Origin of the sequence: Oceanimonas doudoroffii (assembly GCF_002242685.1) — a bacterium.
Taxonomy (GTDB): domain Bacteria; phylum Pseudomonadota; class Gammaproteobacteria; order Enterobacterales; family Aeromonadaceae; genus Oceanimonas; species Oceanimonas doudoroffii.
On sequence record NZ_NBIM01000004.1, the window covers coordinates 163,458 to 184,641 of the forward strand.

General features: G+C 62.3%; 23 protein-coding genes. 11 read left to right on the forward strand and 12 right to left on the reverse strand.

The features are described from left to right. The first annotated feature begins 71 nt into the window (after positions 1-71). Positions 72-1,034, forward strand: coding sequence for a helix-turn-helix transcriptional regulator (locus tag B6S08_RS12995; protein WP_094201233.1), 963 nt, complete (start codon positions 72-74; stop codon positions 1,032-1,034). A 64-nt stretch (positions 1,035-1,098) separates the two neighbouring features. Then, a complete protein-coding gene (ftsZ, locus tag B6S08_RS13000; RefSeq protein ID WP_094201234.1) occupies positions 1,099-2,181 on the forward strand; it encodes a cell division protein FtsZ in 1,083 nt (360 codons plus the stop codon). Positions 2,182-2,251: 70 nt separating this feature from the next. Here ftsZ and gltS read toward each other — a convergent pair whose 3' ends face one another. The 4 genes from gltS to B6S08_RS13020 form a co-directional block, all read right to left on the reverse strand. Next, complete coding sequence (gene gltS, locus B6S08_RS13005; protein WP_094201235.1) at positions 2,252-3,460, reverse strand: sodium/glutamate symporter; 1,209 nt, start codon at positions 3,458-3,460, stop codon at positions 2,252-2,254. 34 nt (positions 3,461-3,494) lie between these two features. Continuing rightward, positions 3,495-4,445 (reverse strand): formimidoylglutamase, encoded by a 951-nt coding sequence (hutG, locus tag B6S08_RS13010; RefSeq protein WP_094201236.1) that lies wholly within the window; start codon positions 4,443-4,445, stop codon positions 3,495-3,497. 20 nt (positions 4,446-4,465) lie between these two features. Beyond that, complete coding sequence (locus tag B6S08_RS13015; protein ID WP_094201237.1) at positions 4,466-5,188, reverse strand: IclR family transcriptional regulator; 723 nt, start codon at positions 5,186-5,188, stop codon at positions 4,466-4,468. A gap of 393 nt (positions 5,189-5,581) precedes the next feature. Next, complete coding sequence (locus B6S08_RS13020; protein ID WP_094201238.1) at positions 5,582-6,697, reverse strand: endonuclease/exonuclease/phosphatase family protein; 1,116 nt, start codon at positions 6,695-6,697, stop codon at positions 5,582-5,584. 68 nt (positions 6,698-6,765) lie between these two features. Here B6S08_RS13020 and B6S08_RS13025 point away from each other — a divergent pair, with 68 nt between their 5' ends. From B6S08_RS13025 to B6S08_RS13035, 3 genes are all read left to right on the forward strand, one after another. Further along, positions 6,766-7,086: a DUF3634 family protein gene (locus B6S08_RS13025; RefSeq protein WP_094201239.1), complete on the forward strand. Its 321-nt coding sequence runs from the start codon at positions 6,766-6,768 to the stop codon at positions 7,084-7,086. Between the two features lie 65 nt (positions 7,087-7,151). Then, the gene (locus B6S08_RS13030; RefSeq protein ID WP_240919614.1) at positions 7,152-7,832 is read left to right on the forward strand and encodes a hypothetical protein; all 681 of its coding nucleotides are present in this window, start codon (positions 7,152-7,154) and stop codon (positions 7,830-7,832) included. A 137-nt stretch (positions 7,833-7,969) separates the two neighbouring features. Beyond that, positions 7,970-8,644 carry a cytochrome b/b6 domain-containing protein gene (locus B6S08_RS13035; RefSeq protein ID WP_094201240.1) on the forward strand — a complete coding sequence of 225 codons (675 nt, stop codon included), beginning with the start codon at positions 7,970-7,972 and terminating at the stop codon, positions 8,642-8,644. A gap of 54 nt (positions 8,645-8,698) precedes the next feature. Here the strand turns inward: B6S08_RS13035 and B6S08_RS13040 are convergent, their stop codons facing one another. Beyond that, a complete protein-coding gene (locus B6S08_RS13040) occupies positions 8,699-9,160 on the reverse strand; it encodes a c-type cytochrome (protein WP_094201241.1) in 462 nt (153 codons plus the stop codon). Positions 9,161-9,394: 234 nt separating this feature from the next. Between B6S08_RS13040 and B6S08_RS13045 the strand changes: the two genes are divergently transcribed. After that, positions 9,395-9,811: a universal stress protein gene (locus B6S08_RS13045; protein ID WP_094201242.1), complete on the forward strand. Its 417-nt coding sequence runs from the start codon at positions 9,395-9,397 to the stop codon at positions 9,809-9,811. A 470-nt stretch (positions 9,812-10,281) separates the two neighbouring features. After that, on the forward strand, positions 10,282-11,499 hold the full coding sequence (locus B6S08_RS13050) for a choline transporter (RefSeq protein WP_094201243.1): 1,218 nt from the start codon (positions 10,282-10,284) through the stop codon (positions 11,497-11,499). A gap of 64 nt (positions 11,500-11,563) precedes the next feature. Here the strand turns inward: B6S08_RS13050 and B6S08_RS13055 are convergent, their stop codons facing one another. Genes B6S08_RS13055 through B6S08_RS13065 form a run of 3 tightly spaced genes read right to left on the reverse strand, consistent with a single transcriptional unit; the run spans position 11,564 to position 13,110 of the window. Beyond that, on the reverse strand, positions 11,564-12,103 hold the full coding sequence (locus B6S08_RS13055) for a DUF1415 domain-containing protein (protein WP_094201308.1): 540 nt from the start codon (positions 12,101-12,103) through the stop codon (positions 11,564-11,566). A 53-nt stretch (positions 12,104-12,156) separates the two neighbouring features. After that, the gene (locus B6S08_RS13060) at positions 12,157-12,786 is read right to left on the reverse strand and encodes a DUF3047 domain-containing protein (RefSeq protein ID WP_094201244.1); all 630 of its coding nucleotides are present in this window, start codon (positions 12,784-12,786) and stop codon (positions 12,157-12,159) included. A 39-nt stretch (positions 12,787-12,825) separates the two neighbouring features. Further along, positions 12,826-13,110, reverse strand: coding sequence for a DUF1294 domain-containing protein (locus B6S08_RS13065; RefSeq protein WP_094201245.1), 285 nt, complete (start codon positions 13,108-13,110; stop codon positions 12,826-12,828). A 54-nt stretch (positions 13,111-13,164) separates the two neighbouring features. On the opposite strand from B6S08_RS13065, the gene acuR reads away from it, so the two are divergent. Beyond that, positions 13,165-13,794: an acrylate utilization transcriptional regulator AcuR gene (gene acuR, locus B6S08_RS13070; RefSeq protein ID WP_094201246.1), complete on the forward strand. Its 630-nt coding sequence runs from the start codon at positions 13,165-13,167 to the stop codon at positions 13,792-13,794. Positions 13,795-13,847: 53 nt separating this feature from the next. Further along, positions 13,848-14,834, forward strand: coding sequence for an acrylyl-CoA reductase (NADPH) (gene acuI, locus B6S08_RS13075; protein WP_094201247.1), 987 nt, complete (start codon positions 13,848-13,850; stop codon positions 14,832-14,834). Positions 14,835-14,846: 12 nt separating this feature from the next. On the opposite strand, the gene B6S08_RS13080 is transcribed toward acuI, so the two are convergent. After that, positions 14,847-15,704: a delta-class carbonic anhydrase gene (locus B6S08_RS13080; RefSeq protein ID WP_094201248.1), complete on the reverse strand. Its 858-nt coding sequence runs from the start codon at positions 15,702-15,704 to the stop codon at positions 14,847-14,849. A 142-nt stretch (positions 15,705-15,846) separates the two neighbouring features. On the opposite strand from B6S08_RS13080, the gene B6S08_RS13085 reads away from it, so the two are divergent. Together B6S08_RS13085 and B6S08_RS13090 are read left to right on the forward strand one after the other, a co-directional pair. Continuing rightward, complete coding sequence (locus tag B6S08_RS13085; protein WP_094201249.1) at positions 15,847-16,224, forward strand: DUF2946 family protein; 378 nt, start codon at positions 15,847-15,849, stop codon at positions 16,222-16,224. A gap of 118 nt (positions 16,225-16,342) precedes the next feature. Then, the gene (locus tag B6S08_RS13090) at positions 16,343-17,737 is read left to right on the forward strand and encodes a PepSY-associated TM helix domain-containing protein (RefSeq protein WP_211284229.1); all 1,395 of its coding nucleotides are present in this window, start codon (positions 16,343-16,345) and stop codon (positions 17,735-17,737) included. 37 nt (positions 17,738-17,774) lie between these two features. Here the strand turns inward: B6S08_RS13090 and B6S08_RS13095 are convergent, their stop codons facing one another. The 3 genes from B6S08_RS13095 to B6S08_RS13105 form a co-directional block, all read right to left on the reverse strand. Further along, positions 17,775-19,571 carry an ABCB family ABC transporter ATP-binding protein/permease gene (locus B6S08_RS13095; protein WP_169716405.1) on the reverse strand — a complete coding sequence of 599 codons (1,797 nt, stop codon included), beginning with the start codon at positions 19,569-19,571 and terminating at the stop codon, positions 17,775-17,777. A 7-nt stretch (positions 19,572-19,578) separates the two neighbouring features. After that, a complete protein-coding gene (locus B6S08_RS13100) occupies positions 19,579-20,232 on the reverse strand; it encodes a DUF2459 domain-containing protein (RefSeq protein WP_094201252.1) in 654 nt (217 codons plus the stop codon). A gap of 292 nt (positions 20,233-20,524) precedes the next feature. After that, on the reverse strand, positions 20,525-20,992 hold the full coding sequence (locus tag B6S08_RS13105) for a cupin domain-containing protein (RefSeq protein ID WP_094201253.1): 468 nt from the start codon (positions 20,990-20,992) through the stop codon (positions 20,525-20,527). Between the last annotated feature and the right edge of the window lie 192 nt (positions 20,993-21,184).

A 21,184-nucleotide genomic window follows, 5' to 3' on the forward strand; every position in this document is an offset into this window, starting at 1 on the left:
GAAAAGGTTGCGTCAGAACTTGTCACACCCTGTGCCTAGGATACAATCATCCCAAGCAAGAGGGCATAACCATGAGTAAGAAACTGCTGAGACAACTGACCCTGGCGCGCTGTGTTCCCTATCGTCCATACAAGCTGACCGCGCGCCAGCTGCAAGAGAAACTGGAAGAAGAAGGAATTCAGGTCAGCCTGCGGACCGTGCAGCGGGATCTGGAAGAAATGTCGGGCATGGGCCTGTTTGATCTGACTTCGGATGATCGCAGCAAACCCCATGGCTGGTGTTTTGAACGCAATGGTTTGAACGACTTCGCCAACTTTATGCCGCTGGGCCTGGCCATGGCGCTCAAAACCTGGAACGACCAGGCCGCCGACCTGCTGCCGGCCAGCGTGTTGACCGAACTCAACCCGATCATCGACAAGGCCACCCAGGTCATCAACGACAGCCAGAGCGAGCTGGCCAGCCGCTGGATGGAAAACGTGGTGCAACTGCCCAAGCCATTCCCGGGCAGCCCGGAAATGCGCCGCGCCACCACCATTCGCGACGCCCTGTGGCGGGGCCGCAAGTTTGGCGCCGAGATCAAACGGGTGATCAAGGGCCGCACCGTCTGGCTGCGCTACGAGCAGGTCAACCCGCTCGGCATCGTCACCCGCAAGGATGGCCCCATGCTGCTGTGCACGGTGTCGGACATGGATCCCAAGATTTACGGCATTCCCTTTGAGCACATCAAGGACGTGGAGCTGAGCAGCCGCCCGGTGACCCAGCCGCGGGAGTTCAGCGTACACAAGCTGATTCGTGAAAAAGGCTATCAGGAAGAGGCGGATACCATTCATTTTGTGGGCCGCATTACCAATCCGGGCCGGTCGCTGCTGGAAGACACCATTCCGGGCCACAATCCCCGATTGACCCGTTACGACAAGCAAAGCATGATGGTGGAAACCGACGTCAAAGATTCGCCCGAATTTCGTCGCTGGCTCACCGACATGGCAGGCAAGGTAGAGATACTGGCACCGGAATCCCTGAAAACCGCCAAGTAACGGTATTCACACTGATAGCAAGGGCTGACTGGTTCAGCCCTTTTGTTTTTCCACGGAGTACAGGATGAACGAGATCCTTTTTGAACCCGCCGAGCCCGACTGCGACACCATTCGCATCAGCGTGGTGGGTGTGGGTGGCTGCGGTGGCAACACCGTTAACCTGCTGGCCGACCACAGCCTGCCGTCCCATGTCAGCACCATGGCGATGAACACCGACGCCAAGGCCCTGCAGCAAAGCCGGGTGGAAACCCTGCAGCTGGGCCGGGAACTGACCCGGGGCCTGGGCGCCGGCGCCGAGGCGGAAGTGGGACGACGTGCCGCCGAAGAGAGCGAGGCCGACATTCGCGCCCGCCTGCAGGGTGCCGACCTGTGCTTTATTACCGCCGGCATGGGCGGCGGCACCGGCACCGGCGCGGCCCCCGTGGTGGCCCGGCTGGCCCGGGAGATGAACATCATGACGGTGGCCATCGTCACCCGTCCCTTTGGCTTTGAGGGCAAAAAACGCGCCCTGATGGCCGAACAGGGTCTCGACAACCTGGCCGAACACACCGACGCCCTGCTGGTACTGCCCAACGACTACCTGCTCAAGGTGCTGGGCGCACGCACTCCGCTGCTCAAGGCCTTTTCCGAAAGCAGCAAGGTGATTCAGAACGCGGTGCGCGGCCTGGCCGACATCATTGGCCAGACCGGTCTTATCAACATCGACTTTGCCGACGTGCGCACCATCATGAGCCAGCAGGGCAAGGCGGTCATGGGCATCGGCCTGGCCAGGGGCGAAAACAAGGTGGAAGAAGCCACCCTGCAGGCCCTGAACAACCCGCTACTGGAAAAGGTGGAGCTGGGCCGGGCCCGGGGCGTGCTGCTCAACGTGGTGGCCTCGGCCGACATCGGCCTCGACGATTTTCAGAAGATCGGCGACCGGGTGGCCGAGTGTGTGGGCGAAGACGCCACCGTGGTCTCCGGCATCACCCTGGATCCGGAGCTGACCGACAGTATTCAGGTCACCATGATCGCCACCGGCATTCAGCCGGCCAAGGAAAGCATCGCCCCGGTGCAGTCGCCCAAGCCGGCGCAGCCGACGCGCCAGGACGGACCCGAGCCGGAAGGCCTCGATATTCCCGCCTTTCTGCGCCAGCGCCAGCAGTAAATGCCGGCGGCACACACCACAAAAAAAGGCCGACGCAAGCGTCGGCCTTTTTGCTGGCTGACCGTCAGGCTCAGCCGAACACGTTCAGACACCAGGTAATGGCGGGGATGGCCACGATGTCGATCAGCACGGCTCCGCACAAGGGCGCCACGATAAAGGCCTTGTGGGAGAACACTCGGTAGCGGTCGCACACCGCGCCCATGTTGGCCACGGCATTGGGGGTGGCGCCCAGACCATGGCCCACAAAACCGGCACAAAGCACGGCGGCGTCGTAGTTGCCCCCCATCAGGCGGAACATCACAAAATAGGCCAGCACAATAATGGCCAGGGTCTGCACCGCCAGAATGACCAGCAGTGACCCGCCCAGATCCGCCAGCTGCCACAACTTCAGCGACATCATCGCCATGGTCAGGAAAATGCCGAGGCAGAAATCCCCCACCACGTTGTTGGCACTGTCGGACAGCGGCAGCACCCGCACCACTTCGTTGAGGTTGCGAATCACGATGGCCACAAACATGGCGCCCACGTAAGACGGCAGAATAATGTCGAGGTGCTCGCGCAGGTTACCGCTCAGCCACAGGCCGGCCACCATGGTGCACAGCACCACGGCCACGCTCTTGAGCAGCAGGGTGCCGGTCACCGGTTCGCGGCTCGGCTTTTCCGACTCTTTCAGCTTTTCCAGCTCGTGTACCTGCTCGGCCTCAATGGCCACGTTGTGGCGCTTGATCAGCAACCGGGCCACCGGGGCGCCCAGCAGGCCGCCGGCCACCATGCCAAAGGTGGCCGCCGCCAGCGCCGCGGTGGTGGCACCGGTCACGCCCAGGGCCTCGGCCTCGGGACCAAAGGCGGCAGCGGCGCCAAAGCCGCCTTCCAGCGACACCGCACCGGCCATCAGGCCCAGCAGCGGGTGTTCACCCAGGGCGGAAGCAATGCCGATGCCGATGCCGTTCTGCATCAGCGCCAGCAGCCAGCAGGCCACCAAATACACGCCCAGCACCTTGCCGCCCTTTTTCAGCAGTGCCAGGCTGCCGCCCAGGCCCACGGTGGCGAAAAAGGCGATCATCAGCGGGCTTTGCAGCGCCAGATCGAATTTAAACTCCACCTGGGCCCAGTCCCGGGCCAGCCAGGCGAACACGGCAAAGCCAAAGCCGCCAATCACCGGCGCCGGCACACACAGCTGGTGCAGCACCGGAATGCGCCGTTGCAGGTACATGCCCAGCATCAGCAGCAGCGCGGCCAGGGTGGTCGTGGTCATCACGTCAAAGGTCATCACGTTCATAAAACTTCCCTATAGATACAGCTTGAGGGGCCTGTCAGCCGGCCAGGCGGGCCAACAGGCGCGCGGCCACACGGGCCGTGAGTGAATGGTGATCCCGTGCCGGATTGAGCTCGGCAATATCGGCCATCATCACCTTGTTGCTGGCCTTGATGCGCTCCAGCGCAGCTTCCAGCAGGCCCATGTCCATGCCCCGCACCGCCGGCGCGCTTACGCCGGGGGCCAGGCTGGCGGGCAATACGTCCAGGCAAATGGTCAGGTAGATAACATCCACCTCGGCCAGCGCCTGATCCAGTGCGTCAAACAAGGGCACCGGGTTCCAGCCGTTCAGCTGCTCATCCAGCACAATGCGGGTGTTCAGCTGTTCGGCGCGGTCAAACAGCGCCGCCGTGTTGTGGCAACGGCTGACGCCAATACAGGTGTAATGAAAGGGCGTGCCCAGCTGCTCGCACAGCAGGGCACACTGGTTAAAGGGCGTGCCGGAGCTGGCCCGGGCGGAACGACGCAGATCCAGATGGGCATCAAAGTTAATGATGCCGACCCGGGGCTGGCTGCCCCTGTCCTGCAGGTGGCGCATCAGGCCGGTAAAGCTGCCAAAGGCAATCTCGTGCCCGCCCCCAAGGCCAATCACTCGGTGGCCGCTGTTGAGCAGGCGGGCCACCTGTTCGGCATAGAGCGACTGGGCCAGTTCCAGCTCGTCCTCGTGGCAGAACACGTCACCACCATCATAGAGCGGCAGCTCACCGTGCCAGGACAGATTGGCGGCGGCGGTGCGCAGCGCTTTGGGTCCCATGGCGGCGCCGGGGTTGCCCTGGTTACGGCGCACGCCGGCGTCGCTGCAAAAGCCAAGCAGCGCCACCCCGGCCGCCGACGGCCCGGTCAGCGACTGCACCTGCTGGTGCCAGCGCCGGGCCAGCGGGCCCTCTTCGGCGTCAACCCGGCCCTGCCACAGATTCATGTCGGCGATCTTGTAGGTGGTTTGCTTCATCTTGACTCCTGCACTCTTGTTCAATAACTCATGGCGCCCAGACGCTGGGCCGCCTCACAGGTCCAGCGAATCCACTGGGCGGCGGCGGGACCCACTCGCTCCGCCGGCGCCATCAGGCTGATGCCGCCAAGCAGTTGCTCCCGGCTGCTCAGCACCGGGGCACTGACGCCCCAGATGTTGGGATCCATCTCCCCTTCGGACACCGCATAGCCCTGGGCGTGAATGTGCCGCAGCTCGGATTCCAGCTCCTGGCGCGGCGTGAGCGCCAGACCGGCCAGTGCCGCCTCACGCAGGCCCTCGTCGGCAAAGGCCAGCAGCGCCTTGGCGCTGGCGCCGCGCAACAACGGCTGGGACTGCCCCTTCTGGTAGCAGCAACGCAGCGCCTGGGAGCTGTCGATCATTTCCACGCACAAGGCGCGCCGGCCGGACACCATCATCAGCGCCGCACTTTCGCCGGTGCGCACCGCCAGCTCGCTAAGCAGGGGCCGGGCCCAGGTCAGTACGCTGTTATGCTGCTCAAAGCCCGCCGCCAGCTGCACCGCCATGGGCCCGGGGGCGTAATGGCCACTGTGGCGCTCCTGCACCATGGACCAGCGGCTGAGTGCCGCCAGATAGCGGTAGGTGCTCGACAACGGCAAACCGGTCTGCTCTGCCAGCTCGCGGGCCGTGATCGGCTCGGGCGCCACGGCCAGGGCCGACAGCAGGGCGAAAACCTTGTCCTGGGATGATGTTTTTTCCGGCATGTGTCCTCCTGGGGGGCGCGACCTTCGCTCGAAAAGCGAGCTAAGTAAATCTCGATTCTCACAATGTGATAAATAAACGCAATTTAAATGCACTTATTCCACGAATGTGAAAAAAATGACACATTTTTCTCAGGGGAAAAGAGGTGACCGGAGCGGCGGAAAGGGTAAAAAACGGACAGAAAAAAGGGCAGGCCAAACGGCCTGCCCTGACATGAAGAATATCAGCGGATTGTGCGGGTCACCAACCCGTACAACTGAAACTTCGAAAGCAATCTAGGGTCTCGAACAGCATTTAATCGCCAAAACGCCTCGGTTCCCAGCCTTTCATTTTCAATGTTTGATATCGCTCGCGTTATTGCCTGCCAGCCCGGTAAAAGCGTGAAGATTCTCACATCACGGTACGATATCCACCCACACCAGTCGGTGATCCGAGCCCATGGCCCGGCGCGCCGGGCGCCCGTTGCCCCGCCAGAACCAACCGGCCTCATCCTGCTCCGGAGCGGGCCAGAGCACACCGCTGGCACTGGCTTCCACTCCGGCCCCGGGCAGCACATAGTCCAGCCGCAGGCCGTGCACATGGGTCCATAGCCGGGCCGGCCCCCGGCGCACGTCAACGGGGCGCAGCCGGCGCGCCCCCGCCGAGGCAGGCCGCAGCCGGCCCCGGCTGACCGTCTGGTTCAGCGCCGCATCCGCCAGCAGGGCGCGGATCTTTGCGCGAAAGCCGTTGCCGTCCTGCGGATCGGCATTCAGATCCCCCAGCAACACAAAATCGGCGCCGGGTGCCAGGCCGCCGGCACGACCGTGATCGTCCACCAGATAATCCCCCTTGCCCGGGCGAATATAGTCGTGCCACAGCCTGAGCTCATCGTGGTTGCGGCAGCTGTTGCGTCGCTCCGGGCCCTCATCGATGGGGGGTGTCGGGTGGCAGGCCAGCAGGTGCAACACGCGGCCGCCGGGAAGGCACACCGGCAGATCCACATGGTTCTTTGACGACAACGGCAGAAAGTTCAGCACCGAGGCTGGGTAAAAGGGTCGGCCGTCGATTTGAGGCAGGCGAGCGCCGGGCATGTTCGTCCATAAAAAACGGCGAAAGGTACGCAGTTTGTCGGTTAACAGCGGCAAACGCGACAAAATGGCAAAACCGTACTGACCGTGAAAGGCGCCAAAACCCAGGCCGTCCCCAGGCAGCTCGGGCGCCGGGCCGCCGTCGAGTGCCCGCGGCCCGGCCAGGCCGGTGTTGACCGGTGCCAGATAGCGGTAGGGGTAGTCAATGCCGCGCTCTCCCGCCGCCAGGTAGTGACGCACGAAGGCCTGCAGGTGGCGGTCGTCGGTGCCCTCGCCATCGTGATCAAACTCGTTCAGCAGCAGAATATCGGGCCGAACCCCCTGTACCATGGCGGCCAGGTGGCGCAACTGAGGGCTTCCGGCCCCGGCGATCTCCGCCGCCAGGGCGCCGGGCGAAGCCCGGTCCAGGGCCATGTTGAAGGTGGCAATTCGTATTTTTTGCACTCGGGGTTATTGCCTTTGTCGCTTAAAATGTCATCATTTTGTTTTGAACGTTTTCAGGGAAGAAAACCATGTTTGGCATACTAGCGGCAACCTCTGCCGCGCTGTTTGTATTGCTTTATCTGCTGCGCCGGCGACAGGAAAGTTTCTGTATTTCCATTCACGGCATGCGCCTGCAGGTGAAACGGGGCGCACCGCCCCAGGCGCTGCTGAGCCACTGCCGGCGCGTGGCCGACGACGCCCGCACGCTCAAAGGCACGGTGCGCGGCATTCGCCGCGGCAACGGCGTGGTGTTGATGTGCTCCCGCAGCATTCCCGCTTCCTACCGGCAGGACATTCGCCTGTTCTGGCAAAAACAGCCGCATTCGAGCGAACCAAAGGGCCAGTTATGAGTCCCATCCTTGACTTGTTTTCCGTTTCCCGCTTTGCTGGACATATTCCCTTATCAAGAGATTGCATGATGAAGAAACTCAGCCCGCTTCTGCTATGCGCCCTGCTGGCCGCCTGCGCCGGCAAGCCCGCCTCCGATACCGACGCCGATACCGCCAAGACCACGGAGGCGGCCGAACAGGAACAGCAGGTCACCCCCAAGGGTGAGTTTGCACAGATCGATGTCAGCCGTTCCCGGGAAGCGATGGACGAGATCGCCGACGGCAAGGCCGACACCATCAACAAGATACTGCAAAGCCCCAACGACTATGCGCCGCCGGTGCTGTATCTGATGTCGGCCATCATGTTCGACAACGACTATCAGGATCAGGGCACCTTCTGGTATTACGCCGCCCAGCTGCGCGCCCGCAGCGACGCCAACAAGTCCGGGGATGAAACCACCCACGCCGCCGTTACCCGGCTCAACCAGCAGTTTGGCGTGCGCATCGGCCCCCACTCCCTGGAAAACCCGACTCGGCTGCGCTCCATCGTGACCCAGGTGCTGAAATGGGACAGCGAACAGAGCCGCGGCTATGATCCGCGCTGGATAGCTTTGCAGGGCCGGGATGTCACCACCGAAACCCAGGTGAACTTCGCGCCCCGGGAAAAGTGGCAGGAAATCGACGCCCTCACCCGCAACCAGTTCCGTCAGGGACTGGAGCAGGCCCTGACCCAGATTAGTGCCCGCCAGGGTGAACAGGCCCAGTAAGTCATTACCCACGTCCTTTTCCATACTGACATCCCGGTCTTTACCGGGATGTTTTATTTTGGCACTCTCCGTCGCAGTGAATGGTCATACCAACACGTCCGTTAATGGCGCGGCACAGTCAGCTGGAGAATCCTCGAATGAGCACAGAAACACTTCCCCCCGTCCGTGTATGGGACTGGTCGGTTCGCCTGTTTCACTGGAGCATGCCGGTGCTGCTGGCACTGCTGTGGTATTACGCCGGCGAAGACATGGACAAGCACATGCTGTTTGCCCAGCTGCTGCTGGGGCTGCTGCTCTACCGGGTGATCTGGGGCTTTGTGGGCACCCCCTACGCCCGCTTTAACCACTTTCTCTATCACCCGCGCCATGTGCTGGCCTATGTGCGCGCCAGCCTGCGCCCGCAAAAACCCGTCTACCTCAGCCACAATCCCCTGGGCGGCGTCATGGTGCTGGTCTTGCTGGGCGGCCTGCTGCTGCAGGGTGGCACCGGGCTCTTTGCCACCGACGACATCTTTTACACCGGCCCGCTCTACGACTACGTCACCGGAGACACCGCCGAGCAAATGACCCGCTGGCACAAGCGCTGGTTCTACTGGGGACTGCTGGCGCTGGTAGGGCTGCACGTGCTGGCGGTGCTGCTGTATAGGCTACGGGGTGAAAACCTGGTGGGCCCCATGATCACCGGCCGCAAGCAGGCCCCCGCCGACAGGGTGGCCGACCACCTGCGGCATGAAGCACGCTTTCCCTGGGTGCGCTTTGTGCTCACCGCCGGTGTCGCCTGGGGCGCGGTGACGGCGTTATTTCAGCTGTAAATAAAAAACGCCGGGGCAAGCCCCGGCGTTTTTTATTGGCCAGACGACAGCGCCTTAGTCTTTACGGTAGTTGTCGTGGCAGCCCTTGCAGGTTTTGAACAGCTGGCCGGCGGCCTGACGAGCCTGAGCCTGATCAAAGCCCTCCTCACCGGACACCTGCACCAGGTTCTTCAGGGCGTCACCAAAGTCCTTGCCCTTGGCCTGCATGCCTTCCATATCGTCCCAGGCCTTGGGCAGCAGGTTGCTCTCCTTTACCTCGCGGGTTTCGGGAAAGTAGGTTTCACCCAGCAGGCTGGCGGCATTGCTCATGTTAATCGCGCGCTGGTGCAGGGCGGCGGCGTCAAAGTCGATGTCACCCTTGGCCATGCCACCAATCACACCCGCCTGGGCGGCCATCACCTGGTACAGGGACTGGCGGTACTTGACCGCGTCTTCGGGCTTGAACAGATCGGCCTGGGCGAAGACCGAGCTGGCAAACAGGCCGGTTGCGGCCACCATCAGTGCTTTTTTCAACATTGCTGTGCTCCTGAAGAAAAAGGAATAACAAGGTGCTCAAAAGGCACCCTTTTTAGTAGGCATTCAACGGTATCTCACCCGTTCGCCGGGATCTAGCGCAAGTTACCGAAAATAACCGAATCGCGGCTCGCCCGTGATGCCTACCACGGCAAATGCGTCTTCACTCCCGGCCAGCTCTGCAATACTGAAATACAGGGCAAATCAGCCCCGTCATTCGGTAACAAGGAGCCCAACATGTATCAGCACATCATGATTCCGGTGGATCTGGCCCACGTGGAGCGGCTACACACGGCACTGCAAACCGGTGCCGACCTGGCCCGGCTTTACGACGCGACGGTCTGCTATGTGGGCGTGTCGTCCAACGCCCCGTCCGAGGTGGCCCACAATCCTCGGGAATTTGAGCGCAAGCTGCAGGCCTTTGCCACCGATCAGGCGGCCCGGCACCAGCTGCCCAAGGTCAGCAGCGCCGCCTGCATCAGCAAGGATCCCGCCGTCGACCTGGATCGCACCCTGCTCAAGGCGGTGAAAGACAGCGGCGCCGATCTGGTGATCATGGCTTCCCACGTTCCCGGCCTGGCCGAGCATCTGTTTGCCTCCAACGCAGGTTACGTGGCCAACCATGCCGAGGTGTCGGTACTGGTGGTGCGCTAAGGCGCGCCACCGGTAAACATAACGACACTAATCAAATTTGATGGCTTCAGCCGGCACGCGCCCGAGATCAACACACTACTAAACAACCACTTATATTATCCCTCGAGTTGAAAGATCACGCTTTTAGTCCTTATCGCTTGATCATTACAACCCTAACCTTTAGGCTACTCACAATTAATTGAACGTTCAATTAATGAGTGGCGAGCACTATCGCAACACGCAACAGTGAACAACGGCAGCGTTCGGGCAGGCAGACAGCCCGCATGCCATCTGCTTCGAGGAGTTTTCAGACCAGCCAGAGCATCCATTCAGTTTTTACCTATCGCAATCGCGGCATGTGCCATCGACCGGGCGATAGTTAAGACCTGATCTGCGCCTCACTGCGCAGATGGAAGCTCCTTTTGTGTATCAACAACAGGAGAAAACACAGTGTCTTTGATGAATAAGGAAATAACCGGAGGCGAGCAACAATGACCACATTGCTGTCAGCAGGGATTCTGCTTACCTTCGCCGCCATTGCCCTGATCCTTTACCGCTGGGGCAATATTCGCTGCATCGGCGTCACCCCGGTGCGCACCTTCACCTTTATCGCCATTCTTTTTACCTCCGGCCTGGACGTGGGACTGATCATGTTCCCGTTGACCGAGTTCGCCGGCTACGCCGATCTGGCCGCCAGCCCGGAATATGGCTTCAGCAACCCGCTGGCCATTGAGTTCGGTTTCTGGGGCTTTCTGATCTGGGGCTTCTACTTTCTCACCTGCTTCTATTTCTGTGTGATCGAGCCGCGGGTGGGCTTCTTTGAGCTGGCGCCGGTCAAGTTCATCAACAACATGGTGATCATCGGCACCTGCGCCTTTACCGCCTTTTTGCTGCTGAGCAACCTGCCCTGGTACATGCCGGACATGGGCGACGGCAGCAGTGTGGTAGGCGGCTTCTACCTGATCGTGCTGCTGGTCATCGCCGCCGCGGTGTATTCCAGCACCAGCCTGCGCTACGTCAAAATTCTCAGCCTGGGCACCAGCTGGCTGTTTATCGCCCTGATTGCTGCCATGTGGGGCAGTGCCTTTATCGGCACCGGCAATGCCCTGGGCGAGTTTGTCGGCACCTTTGCCCTGCTGGGGGACTATTTCGGCAACCTGCACCGCTTTGTTCTGCCCATCAATGACTATCACGAGTTCTATTTGTACTGGTGGTTCTCCTGGAGCATCATGATCGGCCAGTTTACCGCCCGGTTTGTGGGTGGCCTGCGCACCTGGCAACTGCTGGCGGCCATGCTGGTCTTTCCGTCCCTGGCCATCGCCACCTGGTTCAGCGTGCTCTATTACTTCCACCTGAACGAGCTGAGCACCGCCGGCTTCTTCAACTGGGCCATGGTGGTGGTGGGAATCTCCATGGTGATCAACTCGCTGGACTCGCTGATAAGACTCTATACCGACAACCTCAACCTGTCGGTGTCCCGGCTGGGCAAGGTGCGCTACTTCGCCGGCAACCTGGTGGCGCTGGCCGGCCTGACCCTGCTGTTCCGGCTCGATTTCCTGGAGATTCAGTGGGTGGGCGCCCTGGTGATCGGGCTGTTCTTTGCCTGTGCCGGCTATATGCTGCTGTACAAGCGTGCCGATGTGCTGGCCATTGCGGGCTCCCCCGCCGCCAACCGCATCGATTACAGCAAACTCGAGTGGGCGAACTGATTATCGCCATTCCCCTGGATGGTCTTGCCCGAGTAACAAAACGGCATCCCGGGGTGCCGTTTTGTTATTCGGAATCCGGTGACCGGGTGCACTGCGCCAGCAGCCGGACAAAGAAGTCGTTGCCCTTGCGCCGGGCAAACTGAATATTGCGCTCGGGAATGGACTCGGGATCGTCATAGTCTGCCAGGGCTGTTTCCATGCTGGCTTCACGAATAATATGCAGGGTGGGATAAGGCGAGCGGTTGGTGTAGTTGGCAGCGTCATCCTGAGGCTCACCATCAAAACAATAGTCGGGATGAAAGCTGGCGAGCTGATATTCTCCCTCAAGCCCCTGATCGAACAGCAAGTCGTTGGCCAGATCGACCAGATCCAGATAGGCATAAAACCCCTCAAATCCCCGGGGCAGGATCACCAGGGTGGTTTCCACCTCCGGCTGTTCATCCAGCAGCCTGCACTCTGCCAGCAGTGCCTGCAGCACCATGGCCGGTTTGTGCTCTTCCACCACCACATAGCGAATACTGGCGCGCTCCACCTCCCGCCGGGCAAAGGGGCAGAGGTTGTATTTCATGATCACCTGCTTCACCCAGTTTTCGGTGTGCGCCATGTACTGCGCGTGTTTTGACTGTTCCGGCATGACTCGTTTCTCTTCTGTTGCGGTTAATCGGCGCTAAACACCAGTTCCCCATAATAACCGATGGCGGTGCCGCCGCCGTTGTCGGCGTCGGTCATGATGGCCACCGCCTCAAGGTAGCGAAAGTCCTTGCCGAACAGCCGGCGCAGATCGTCCCTGAGGTTGCGTTTTTCCCGCACCCAGCCCGGGTCTGTCCCCTGTCGAAGCGCCAGCATCATGGCCTTGTCGCCGGTAAAGGGATTGGGCCAGTGCCGGCCCGCCGCAACCTCCCGGGTCCACACATAACTGATGGCCTTGCTGCTGAGCCGGGTCCAGCCATCGCGCACCACCACATAAACCCGCAACGCAAAATCGTCGCCGGCCTTGCCGCGCTCGTTGGCGGTGCCCGAAAACCGCTCCACCCGCCATTGCCAGCTGAGCCAGGGGGTAGCCTGCAGATCGATACGCCCTTCGTAAAACAGGCCCGAGGCCGCGCCCCGGCTCTCGGCCCGAAGCACCTGCCGCCCCAGCCCGGCATCCGGCGCCAGCCGGTAAGCGGTGCTGCCCTCAAAGCGTTTTTGTTTCCAGCCCAGCATATCGGCCGGGGTAAAGGTCAGCGCCTGCGCCGGTATGGCAACCAGCAAGGACAACAATATGGCAAACAGACGAGGGCGCATGGCGATTTCCGCAAAAAGGATCTTCTGCCAGTATAGGTATTACTCCCAGCGCGCCCACCACAGCGCCACCGGCAGCAGCAGGTTGGCCAGCACGGTGAACCAGAACACCGCCTGAAACGAGGGCTTGCGCGACTTGTGCCGAAGCAGGTGGCGGGCCAGCCAGGCACCGGGCCAGCCCCCAAGCAATGCCAGCCCGTGCAGGGTGCGCTCACGCACCCGCCACTGCCCCAGCCGGGCGGCGCGTTTGTCCCACCAGTAAACCCCAAAGGTGACCAGGCTGAGCACCAGATACCACAGCGCCAGCCCGGCATAGACCCGAATCATGTGTTTCTCCTGTGTGCATTGCCTTTTATAGACAACCAGTCTAAATTATGTCCCATGAATGCTTCCACCCCCAAACGCCGGGGCCGGCCTCCCAGGCAGCCCCGCGATAATCCCGACACCCGCGACGCCCTGATCCGTTGCGGCGTGGCGGTGCTGACCGAGCAGGGCTTTGTCTCTACCGGCATCGACGGCGTGCTGAAGCAGGTGGGGGTGCCCAAAGGCTCCTTTTACCACTATTTCGACAGCAAGGAAGCCTTTGGCCGTGCGATCATGGAGCGCTACGCCGCCTATTTCGCCGCCAAGCTGGACCGCTGGCTGCTGGATGACGACACCCCGCCCCTGAAGCGCATTGACCACTTTATGCAGGACGCCATGGCCGGCATGGCCCGCCACCATTTTCGGCGCGGCTGCCTGGTGGGCAACCTGTGCCAGGAAGTGACCATTTTGCCGGACAGCTACCGCGAGCAGCTGCAGGCCATACTGCAAAGCTGGGAACAACGGCTGGCGGCCTGCCTGCGACTGGCCGCCGAACGGGGCGATCTGGCCGCCGACGCCGACTGCGACCGACTGGCGGAATTGTTCTGGATTGGCTGGGAAGGGGCCGTGCAACGGGCCCGCATAGTACAAAGCGATGCCCCCATGGCGCTGTTCGGCCAGGAGTTTCTGGCCCGGCTGCCACGTTGAGCGTTTTTTAACACCCATTTATAGACGATTGGTCTAAATGAAAGGAGCACACCATGTTTAACGCCATTCTGCTCACCCAGGCTGACGACAAGGCCACTCACGCCGCCCTGACGCCCCTGCCCTGCGACGATTTGCCCGAGGGCGAGGTGCTGGTGCGGGTGGAATGGAGCACCCTCAATTACAAGGACGCCCTGGCCATTACCGGCAAAGGCCCCATAGTACGGCGCTTTCCCATGGTGCCCGGCGTGGATCTGGCCGGCGTGGTGGAACACAGCAACAGTGACCAGTGGCGCCCCGGCGACCATGTGCTGGTGAACGGCTGGGGCGTGGGCGAGCAGCACTGGGGTGGCCTGGCCCAGCGGGCTCGAATGCAGGCGGGCTGGCTGACCCGGCTGCCGACAGACCTCAGCGGCCGCCAGGCCATGGCCATTGGCACCGCCGGCTACACCGCCATGCTGTGCCTGATGGCGCTGGAACGTCACGGCCTGACCCCGGAGCAGGGCGAGGTACTGGTCACCGGCGCCAACGGTGGCGTGGGCAGCCTGGCCATCATGCTGCTGGCGCAGCGGGGTTATCGAGTCGTGGCCTCGACCGGCCGCATGGAAGAAAAGGACTACCTCACCGCCCTGGGCGCGGCCGAGGTCATGCACAGAGACGAACTCTCCGCCCCCGGCAAACCCCTGGCCAAGGCCCGCTGGGCCGCCGTGGTGGACTCGGTGGGCAGCCACACCCTGGCCAATGCCTGCGCCCAGACTCGGGAAGACGGCCTGGTGGCCGCCTGTGGCCTGGCCCAGGGCATGGATTTTCCGGCGACCGTGGCGCCCTTTATTCTGCGCGGCGTGACCCTGCTCGGCATTAACAGCGTGACCCGGCCCCAGGGCGAGCGGGAGCAGGCCTGGACCCGGCTGGCGCAAGAGCTGAACACCGACCGGCTGGAGCAAAACACGCGGGAAATTGGCCTGAGCGAAGCCATTGACGCCGCGCATGCGTTGCTGGCCGGCCGGGTGCGTGGCCGGCTGGTGGTGGACGTGAACCGTTAAGCCGTTGCCGGATCAGAAGGTGCCGTCAGACAACAGCTGCGGGTTGCTCACCAGGTTGCGCACGCCGTGGGCGTGATCCTCGTTAAAGTCGTTCTGCCGGCACCACTCGCCCACAGAGGCAATGTTGACCTTGAGCACCTCGGGGCGCACGCCCCAGGTCACCTGAAAGGGTGAGCCCTTCTCGTTGTAGGCCGGGCCCGTGGTGGAACCGGCATACTGCACCGGCGTGCCGGTGTTAGCGGGAATATTCAGGCCCTGATGGCGGCCCTGGCGCACGCCGTGGGCGGCCAGCTCGCCAAAGTCGGCGGCGCCGGCGTCGTTCACCAGCACATAGACCTGGGCCTCCACCCGCAGTTGCGGATTTTGCCCGGCCTGGCTCAGGCAGGCGGCCAGGGTGGGGCCGGGAGTAACCTGGGCGCTGGAATGCACATAGTGCACCTCTATGGTGTCGCCGGGGTAAAGGCTGCCATGACGGCCGGGGCAGATGTCGCCCTGCACCGGCGCCAGCTCCCGCTCGCTCAGGGTGCCCGAATAACGATAGCCGCCCTGATAACCGCGACCGTCACCGTTGCCGGCAAAGCGGGTGAACTGCCCGCCCTTGTGCTCGGCGTTCTTGTGAAAGTGAATATTGCACAGGTTCATTCGGCTGGCCGGCGGCGCCGGACTGAAGACGACGGGGTTGCTGCCTTTGAGCCGATCGATGTCTCGAGGAGATTGCGGGCCAAAACCCTGACCGGTGGTGTTTTGCGACAAGCGCTGACGTTGTTGCTCGATTACCGTGTCGGAAACCGGCTGTTCGAGGGTATCGGCCATCACGGCCACGGGGGTGACCACGCCAGTGGCCAGGGCGAAAAGCGTCGCTGCCTTCATGTTCTTCCCTGTGTGGAATGAATGAGACTCGAATGCTAACCACCCTCGCCGACCTGTCAAGCCGGCCCGGGCCGCGGTAACGGGCTGTTATCCCGTCAGAATCCCGCTAAAATGCATTTCTTTTCGCCTACGCCGATCCTGAATGTTACCCGTGCCGCGCCTTCATCAGCCCGTTTGCCGTGCCGCCGCCTGGCTGGCGCTGCTGGCGACCCTGATGATCTATGCGGCGCCGCTGGTTTCCCAGCGACTGGTGGCAACGTCGCCTCATCATTCGGCGCACCATTCATCCCATCATGACGCCGGTCATCACGGCCACCATGCCCCGGCCACCGACCACCATGCCGGTCACGAGGCTTGCGGCTACTGCACCCTGCTGGGCCAGCTGTGGTGGTGTGTCGTCCGGCCTGCCGCCGCCGCCGTGGCACCCGCGACCGTGCCCCCGGCCCTGTACGAGCCGGCCACGCCGCCGCTGGCGCGGGGGCACGCCCCCTTTCAGCCCCGCGCCCCGCCACCGAGTTGATGCTCTTGCTTATGTCCGCGCCCACCGGCACGGCAATCTTTTTGACGGTGTTTCGCTGCGTCGAAACGCCCTTATGTTGGCGCGCGCCATGCTCGGCGGCGCCCCGCAAGGAATTCTTATGGCATCATCAACCCCAGCCCGGCAACGCTCAGGCAACGCGGCCCGGGCCACTGCCCTGACCGCCTTTCTGACCCGGCTGCATTTTTATATTGGCCTCTTCGTGGGCCCCTTTATTCTGGTGGCCGCCCTCACCGGCACCCTCTATGTGCTGACCCCCCAGCTGGAAAACCGGCTGTATGCCGATCAGCTCACCACAGACTCTACCGGCCCGCAGAGGCCACTGGCGGAGCAGATTGCCGCCGCCCAGGCCAGCCTGCATGGCGAGGAAACCCTGGCCAAGGTGCGCCCGGCACCGGCGCCCGGCACCACCACGAGAGTGATGTTCCATCAGCCCGGCCTGAACGACTATGAACACCTGGCGGTGTTTGTGGATCCGGTCACCCTTGAAGTAAAGGGAACCCTGGTCAGCTACGGCACCAGCGGCACCCTGCCCGCCCGCATTGTTCTCGACTATCTGCACCGCCACCTGATGCTGGGGGAAGCGGGCCGCATTTACAGCGAGCTGGCCGCCTCATGGCTGTGGATTGCCGCCCTGGGCGGCGTATGGATGTGGTGGCGCACCGGCCGGGGCGGTCGTGGTGCCGGCCGCAGCCCACGGCGCAGGCTGCGCCGCTGGCACAGCCTGACCGGACTGTGGCTTGTGGTGGGGCTGGTGTTCTTTTCGGCCACCGGGCTGACCTGGTCCAAATGGGCTGGCAGCAACATAGGCGCGCTGCGTGCCCAGATGGGCTGGGTCACCCCGTCATTGTCGGTGCAGCTCAACGGCACCGCCCCCGCGAATCACGCTCAGGGCGCACACGCCGGCCACGGCGATCACGGCACCCATGGTGCGCCCGCCATGCCCACCAGCCTGGCGCTCTGGGACCAGGTGCTGGCCAGCGCCCGGGCCGCCGGCATCGACGCCGGCAAGCTGGAAATCAGCCCCGCCGCCAATGCCGACAGCGCCTGGCAGGTCAAAGAGCTGGACCGCTCCTGGCCCACCCAGGTAGATGCGGTGGCGGTCGACCCGCGCGATATGAGCATTACCAGCCGGGCCGATTTTGCCGACTATTCGCTGGTGGCCAAGCTGATCCGCTGGGGCATAGACGCCCATATGGGCATTTTGTTCGGCCTGCCCAACCAGTTGCTGCTGGCGGCCTTTGGCGTGGCCCTTAGCGCCATGACGGTGCTCGGCTACTGGATGTGGTGGCGTCGCCGCCCCGCTCCCGGTGCCACTCAGGCCTTGCTGTGCCAAAGCTGGGCCCGCCTTGGCCTGCCCGCGCGCCTCGTTAGCCTGCTGCTGGCCCTGGCTCTGGGCTGGAGCCTGCCGCTGATGGGCGCCAGCCTGCTGCTGTTTGTGCTGATCGATCTGCTGCGCGCACGCACCGCCGAGGCCGCCACCGAACCCGCCTGACCACCTCACCCACGGCGGGCCCCGGCCCGCCGTTTTGCTAAGGCTCGCCCCGAAAGCGCTGCTGCTGTTGCAGCCGCCATAGCTGGGCGTAGCGCCCATCCTTTGCCAGCAACTGCTCATGGTTGCCCTGCTCGGCAATGCGTCCTTCCTGCATCACCAGAATATGATCGGCGTCCACTATGGTGGACAGCCGGTGGGCGATCACCAGGCTGCTCTGACCTTGAGATACCTCGCGAATGGCGCGCAAAATGCTGCGCTCGGAGCGGCTGTCCAGGGACGAGGTGGCCTCGTCAAACACCAGTATCGGCGGGCGCTTTAGAATGGTGCGGGCAATGGCCACCCGCTGCTTTTCGCCGCCGCTGAGTTTCAGCCCCCGCTCCCCCACCAGGGTGGCGCTGCCTTCGGGCAGGCTGGCGATAAAGTCACTCAGGTGCGCCAGGCGTATGGCCTCGTTCACCTCCTGCTCGCTGGCGTCGATGCGGCCATAACGAATGTTGTCGTAAATGGAGGCGTTAAACAGCACCGTATCTTGCGGCACGATGCCGATGGCCCGGCGCAGCGAAGCCTGGCTCACCTCACGAATGTCCTGACCGTCGATCAAAATGGCGCCCTCTCCCACCTCGTAAAAGCGAAACAGCAGCTTCACCAGGGTGGACTTTCCCGAGCCGCTGGCCCCCACCACCGCCAGCTTTTGCCGGGGCCTCAGGGTAAAGCTCAGCTCATGCAGAATCTGCCGGTCGGGGCGATAGCCAAAGCTGACGTTACGAAACTCGATTTCGCCCCGAGTGACCTTAAGCTCGGGCGCATTCTCCACATCATTGATTTGCGGCCGGCGGCGCAGCAGGGCAAACATGCGCTCAATGTTGGCCAGCGAGCCCTTCATCTCCCGGTACACAAAACCGAGAAAATTCAGCGGCAGAAACAGCTGCATCATAAAGGCGTTGATCAGCACAAAGTCGCCCAGGGTCATGGTGCCCGCCACCACCCGCTGGCCGGCCAGCACCATCATGGCGGTCATGGCCACGGCAATGATCAGCGCCTGGCCGCCGTTCAGGGCAAACAGGCTGAGCCGGTTGTTGCGCCGGGCCCGCTCCCACTCCGCAAGGTCTTGGTCGTAGCGGCCCGCCTCGTACTGCTCGTTGTTGAAGTATTTCACCGTTTCAAAGTTGAGCAGGCTGTCTACCGCCCGGCTGTGGGTTTGCGAGTCGGCCTTGTTGGCGGCGCGCACAAAGCCGGTGCGCCAGTCGGTGGCCACCACCGACCAGGCCACGTACGCCACCACGGCGCCAAGCGTGATCAGTGCAAACCACACCGAGTAGTTGATCAGCAGCAGCGCCGTGACCAGGCCGATCTCCAGCAAGGTAGGCACGATATTGAACACCATAAAGCGCAGCAAAAAGCCCACCCCGGTCACGCCCCGCTCTATGTCGCGCGACAGGCCGCCGGTGCTGCGGTTGAGGTGAAAGTCGAGCTCCAGCCGGTGCAGGTGGTTGAACACGCCGAGGCCAATGCGGCGCATGGCCCGCTCGGTAACCCGGCCAAACAGGGCATCGCGAATTTCGCCAAACAGCACGTTGGCAAAGCGCACCGTGCCGTAGGCCAGCAGCAACCCCAGGGGCAGCGCCACCACAGTGCTGACGGCGGTGTCCATGCCATCGACAATGTATTTGAGAATAAAGGGCAGGCCCACGCTGGCCAGCTTGGCCGCCACCAGGCAGCACAGCGCCAGGCCAATGCGGCCCTTGTAGGCCAGCAGGTAAGGAACAAGCGTTTTCAGGGTGCGAATATTGATGGTGGCGTCATCCATATCCGGGTGGTACGAGCCTCGGCGCATGGGTCAGTCAGTTGTGTGAAGAATACCCCTGAGCATACTCCCCTTTGGCGGAACGGGCCTGGCGCATCAGTGCCCCGGCGGTAAACGCCAGCGCCGGGCGCAGGGGCAGCCCCGCCGCCACCAGCCGCCGGGCCACCCAGGTGTTGCAGGTGTGCAACAGATGATAGGACTCCACCGAGGCATAAAAGCGGCCGCCGCCATAGCGCCCCGCGCCCACGTCCCTTAAATTGCCCGCCTCGTTGCGGGCAAAGGACGCCGCCACCTCGCCCAGCAGCCGCTCCATGCCGGCGGGGGGTACGCTCAGTTCCAGCACCGGCAGCCCGGCAAATGCCACCGCCGGTGACTGCGACAACGGCACCAGGTGCAGCACGGTATCCGTGGGCCAGAGCAGGGCCCGCAATGCCAGCCCGGCCCCCGCCCGCTCATGCTGATAAAACGCCCGATCACCCCAGCCCACTTCAATCAACCGGGCGGCAGGAAAGGCTGCTTTCAGTTCCGACAAATGCCGCTGCAATCCCACCGCCGGCAACACCAGCCCCACATGCCGGCCGTGATCCACCAGATACAAATCTTGCCCCCGCTCCTTCGCCGGCCGCCACTCACTCGCCGCACCGCAGCCGGTGCAGAGCAAGGCAAGCAGCAGTACAAGCCAAAGGTGCATAGTGAATTCTCAGGCGATGGGGATGATTCTTGAGTATTGCAGATAAAGAAAAGCAAAACGGGCCACGATGGGCCCGTTTTGCTTGATGAGTAACGTGTCAAACATCTGCGCGGCGCTTTGACTTGTTAGAACATATGACCTCGCCATGTTTCCTTCATTTCTTTATTTGAATGAGTCAATCTGACGTTAGGCGAGAACATTGTATGGCGCCCTTTTCAACTATAGCTCTAGCTCTGCTCCTTCTTTCCAATGGGCTGCACGCCCCATACGGACCGTGCGGCAAAAGAGTTCACTACTTCCGAGGGTCATCGGCAGGGTTGATATAGGTGATCCCCCATGGTCCCATCCCGTTGAGCTGCACGATCACCTCCTCATTAGTCCACGCGAAATGGTTCGTATTGGGTTGAATGATCATCAGGCTCCCCGGCCCCAAAGCTGAGGTCTTCTGAGGATCAAGCTTGTCGCCCATACCCATATGAAAGGTGCCAGACAGGACGGTGACCCTCTCGACGGCCGGGTGCATGTGGGCTGGAAGGCTATAGTTGGCGGGGAACTTGAGGCGCGCCGTAAAGGGAACCGCTTCGTTCATCGGCCCCTCAAGCACTGCGATCTTTGCGCCCGGTGGCAAGGAGGGAACATCGTTCCACTTGAGATCACTCGGGATGATCATTTGATGACCATCTGATTGCGCCCAACTCGCAGATACAGCGATAACAGAGCCGACCAGGATGACAGCTACGCTGTGGATCCAAGATTTCATGATGTTCTCCTTTTTGCACAGTACGTAGGGTCAATCATAGGATAGAGACACGGGCCTTGTTCCCGTTTATGCCCGCGCCTAATACCTGTTTACTGACCTGTCTCATTTATGCACATCCAAAGACACTTTATTAAATCTCAACCTATTGCCTCATCGATAAAAGGCAATGCGCAATAGCCAAGGATTGACGCG

What these genes read in the sequence shown, in the direction of transcription:
- B6S08_RS13085 (WP_094201249.1), top strand. Translation starts at nt 15,847, where the DNA reads ATGTTACCCGTGCCGCGCCTTCATCAGCCCGTTTGCCGTGCCGCCGCC.
- B6S08_RS13065 (WP_094201245.1), bottom strand. Translation starts at nt 13,110, where the DNA reads ATGATTCGGGTCTATGCCGGGCTGGCGCTGTGGTATCTGGTGCTCAGC.
- B6S08_RS13045 (WP_094201242.1), top strand. Translation starts at nt 9,395, where the DNA reads ATGTATCAGCACATCATGATTCCGGTGGATCTGGCCCACGTGGAGCGG.
- B6S08_RS13060 (WP_094201244.1), bottom strand. Translation starts at nt 12,786, where the DNA reads ATGCGCCCTCGTCTGTTTGCCATATTGTTGTCCTTGCTGGTTGCCATA.
- gltS (WP_094201235.1), bottom strand. Translation starts at nt 3,460, where the DNA reads ATGAACGTGATGACCTTTGACGTGATGACCACGACCACCCTGGCCGCG.
- B6S08_RS12995 (WP_094201233.1), top strand. Translation starts at nt 72, where the DNA reads ATGAGTAAGAAACTGCTGAGACAACTGACCCTGGCGCGCTGTGTTCCC.
- B6S08_RS13080 (WP_094201248.1), bottom strand. Translation starts at nt 15,704, where the DNA reads ATGAAGGCAGCGACGCTTTTCGCCCTGGCCACTGGCGTGGTCACCCCC.
- B6S08_RS13050 (WP_094201243.1), top strand. Translation starts at nt 10,282, where the DNA reads ATGACCACATTGCTGTCAGCAGGGATTCTGCTTACCTTCGCCGCCATT.
- B6S08_RS13100 (WP_094201252.1), bottom strand. Translation starts at nt 20,232, where the DNA reads ATGCACCTTTGGCTTGTACTGCTGCTTGCCTTGCTCTGCACCGGCTGC.
- B6S08_RS13030 (WP_240919614.1), top strand. Translation starts at nt 7,152, where the DNA reads ATGATGAAGAAACTCAGCCCGCTTCTGCTATGCGCCCTGCTGGCCGCC.
- B6S08_RS13055 (WP_094201308.1), bottom strand. Translation starts at nt 12,103, where the DNA reads ATGGCGCACACCGAAAACTGGGTGAAGCAGGTGATCATGAAATACAAC.
- ftsZ (WP_094201234.1), top strand. Translation starts at nt 1,099, where the DNA reads ATGAACGAGATCCTTTTTGAACCCGCCGAGCCCGACTGCGACACCATT.
- B6S08_RS13035 (WP_094201240.1), top strand. Translation starts at nt 7,970, where the DNA reads ATGAGCACAGAAACACTTCCCCCCGTCCGTGTATGGGACTGGTCGGTT.
- B6S08_RS13015 (WP_094201237.1), bottom strand. Translation starts at nt 5,188, where the DNA reads ATGCCGGAAAAAACATCATCCCAGGACAAGGTTTTCGCCCTGCTGTCG.
- B6S08_RS13025 (WP_094201239.1), top strand. Translation starts at nt 6,766, where the DNA reads ATGTTTGGCATACTAGCGGCAACCTCTGCCGCGCTGTTTGTATTGCTT.
- B6S08_RS13095 (WP_169716405.1), bottom strand. Translation starts at nt 19,571, where the DNA reads ATGCGCCGAGGCTCGTACCACCCGGATATGGATGACGCCACCATCAAT.
- acuR (WP_094201246.1), top strand. Translation starts at nt 13,165, where the DNA reads ATGAATGCTTCCACCCCCAAACGCCGGGGCCGGCCTCCCAGGCAGCCC.
- hutG (WP_094201236.1), bottom strand. Translation starts at nt 4,445, where the DNA reads ATGAAGCAAACCACCTACAAGATCGCCGACATGAATCTGTGGCAGGGC.
- B6S08_RS13105 (WP_094201253.1), bottom strand. Translation starts at nt 20,992, where the DNA reads ATGAAATCTTGGATCCACAGCGTAGCTGTCATCCTGGTCGGCTCTGTT.
- acuI (WP_094201247.1), top strand. Translation starts at nt 13,848, where the DNA reads ATGTTTAACGCCATTCTGCTCACCCAGGCTGACGACAAGGCCACTCAC.
- B6S08_RS13090 (WP_211284229.1), top strand. Translation starts at nt 16,343, where the DNA reads ATGGCATCATCAACCCCAGCCCGGCAACGCTCAGGCAACGCGGCCCGG.
- B6S08_RS13040 (WP_094201241.1), bottom strand. Translation starts at nt 9,160, where the DNA reads ATGTTGAAAAAAGCACTGATGGTGGCCGCAACCGGCCTGTTTGCCAGC.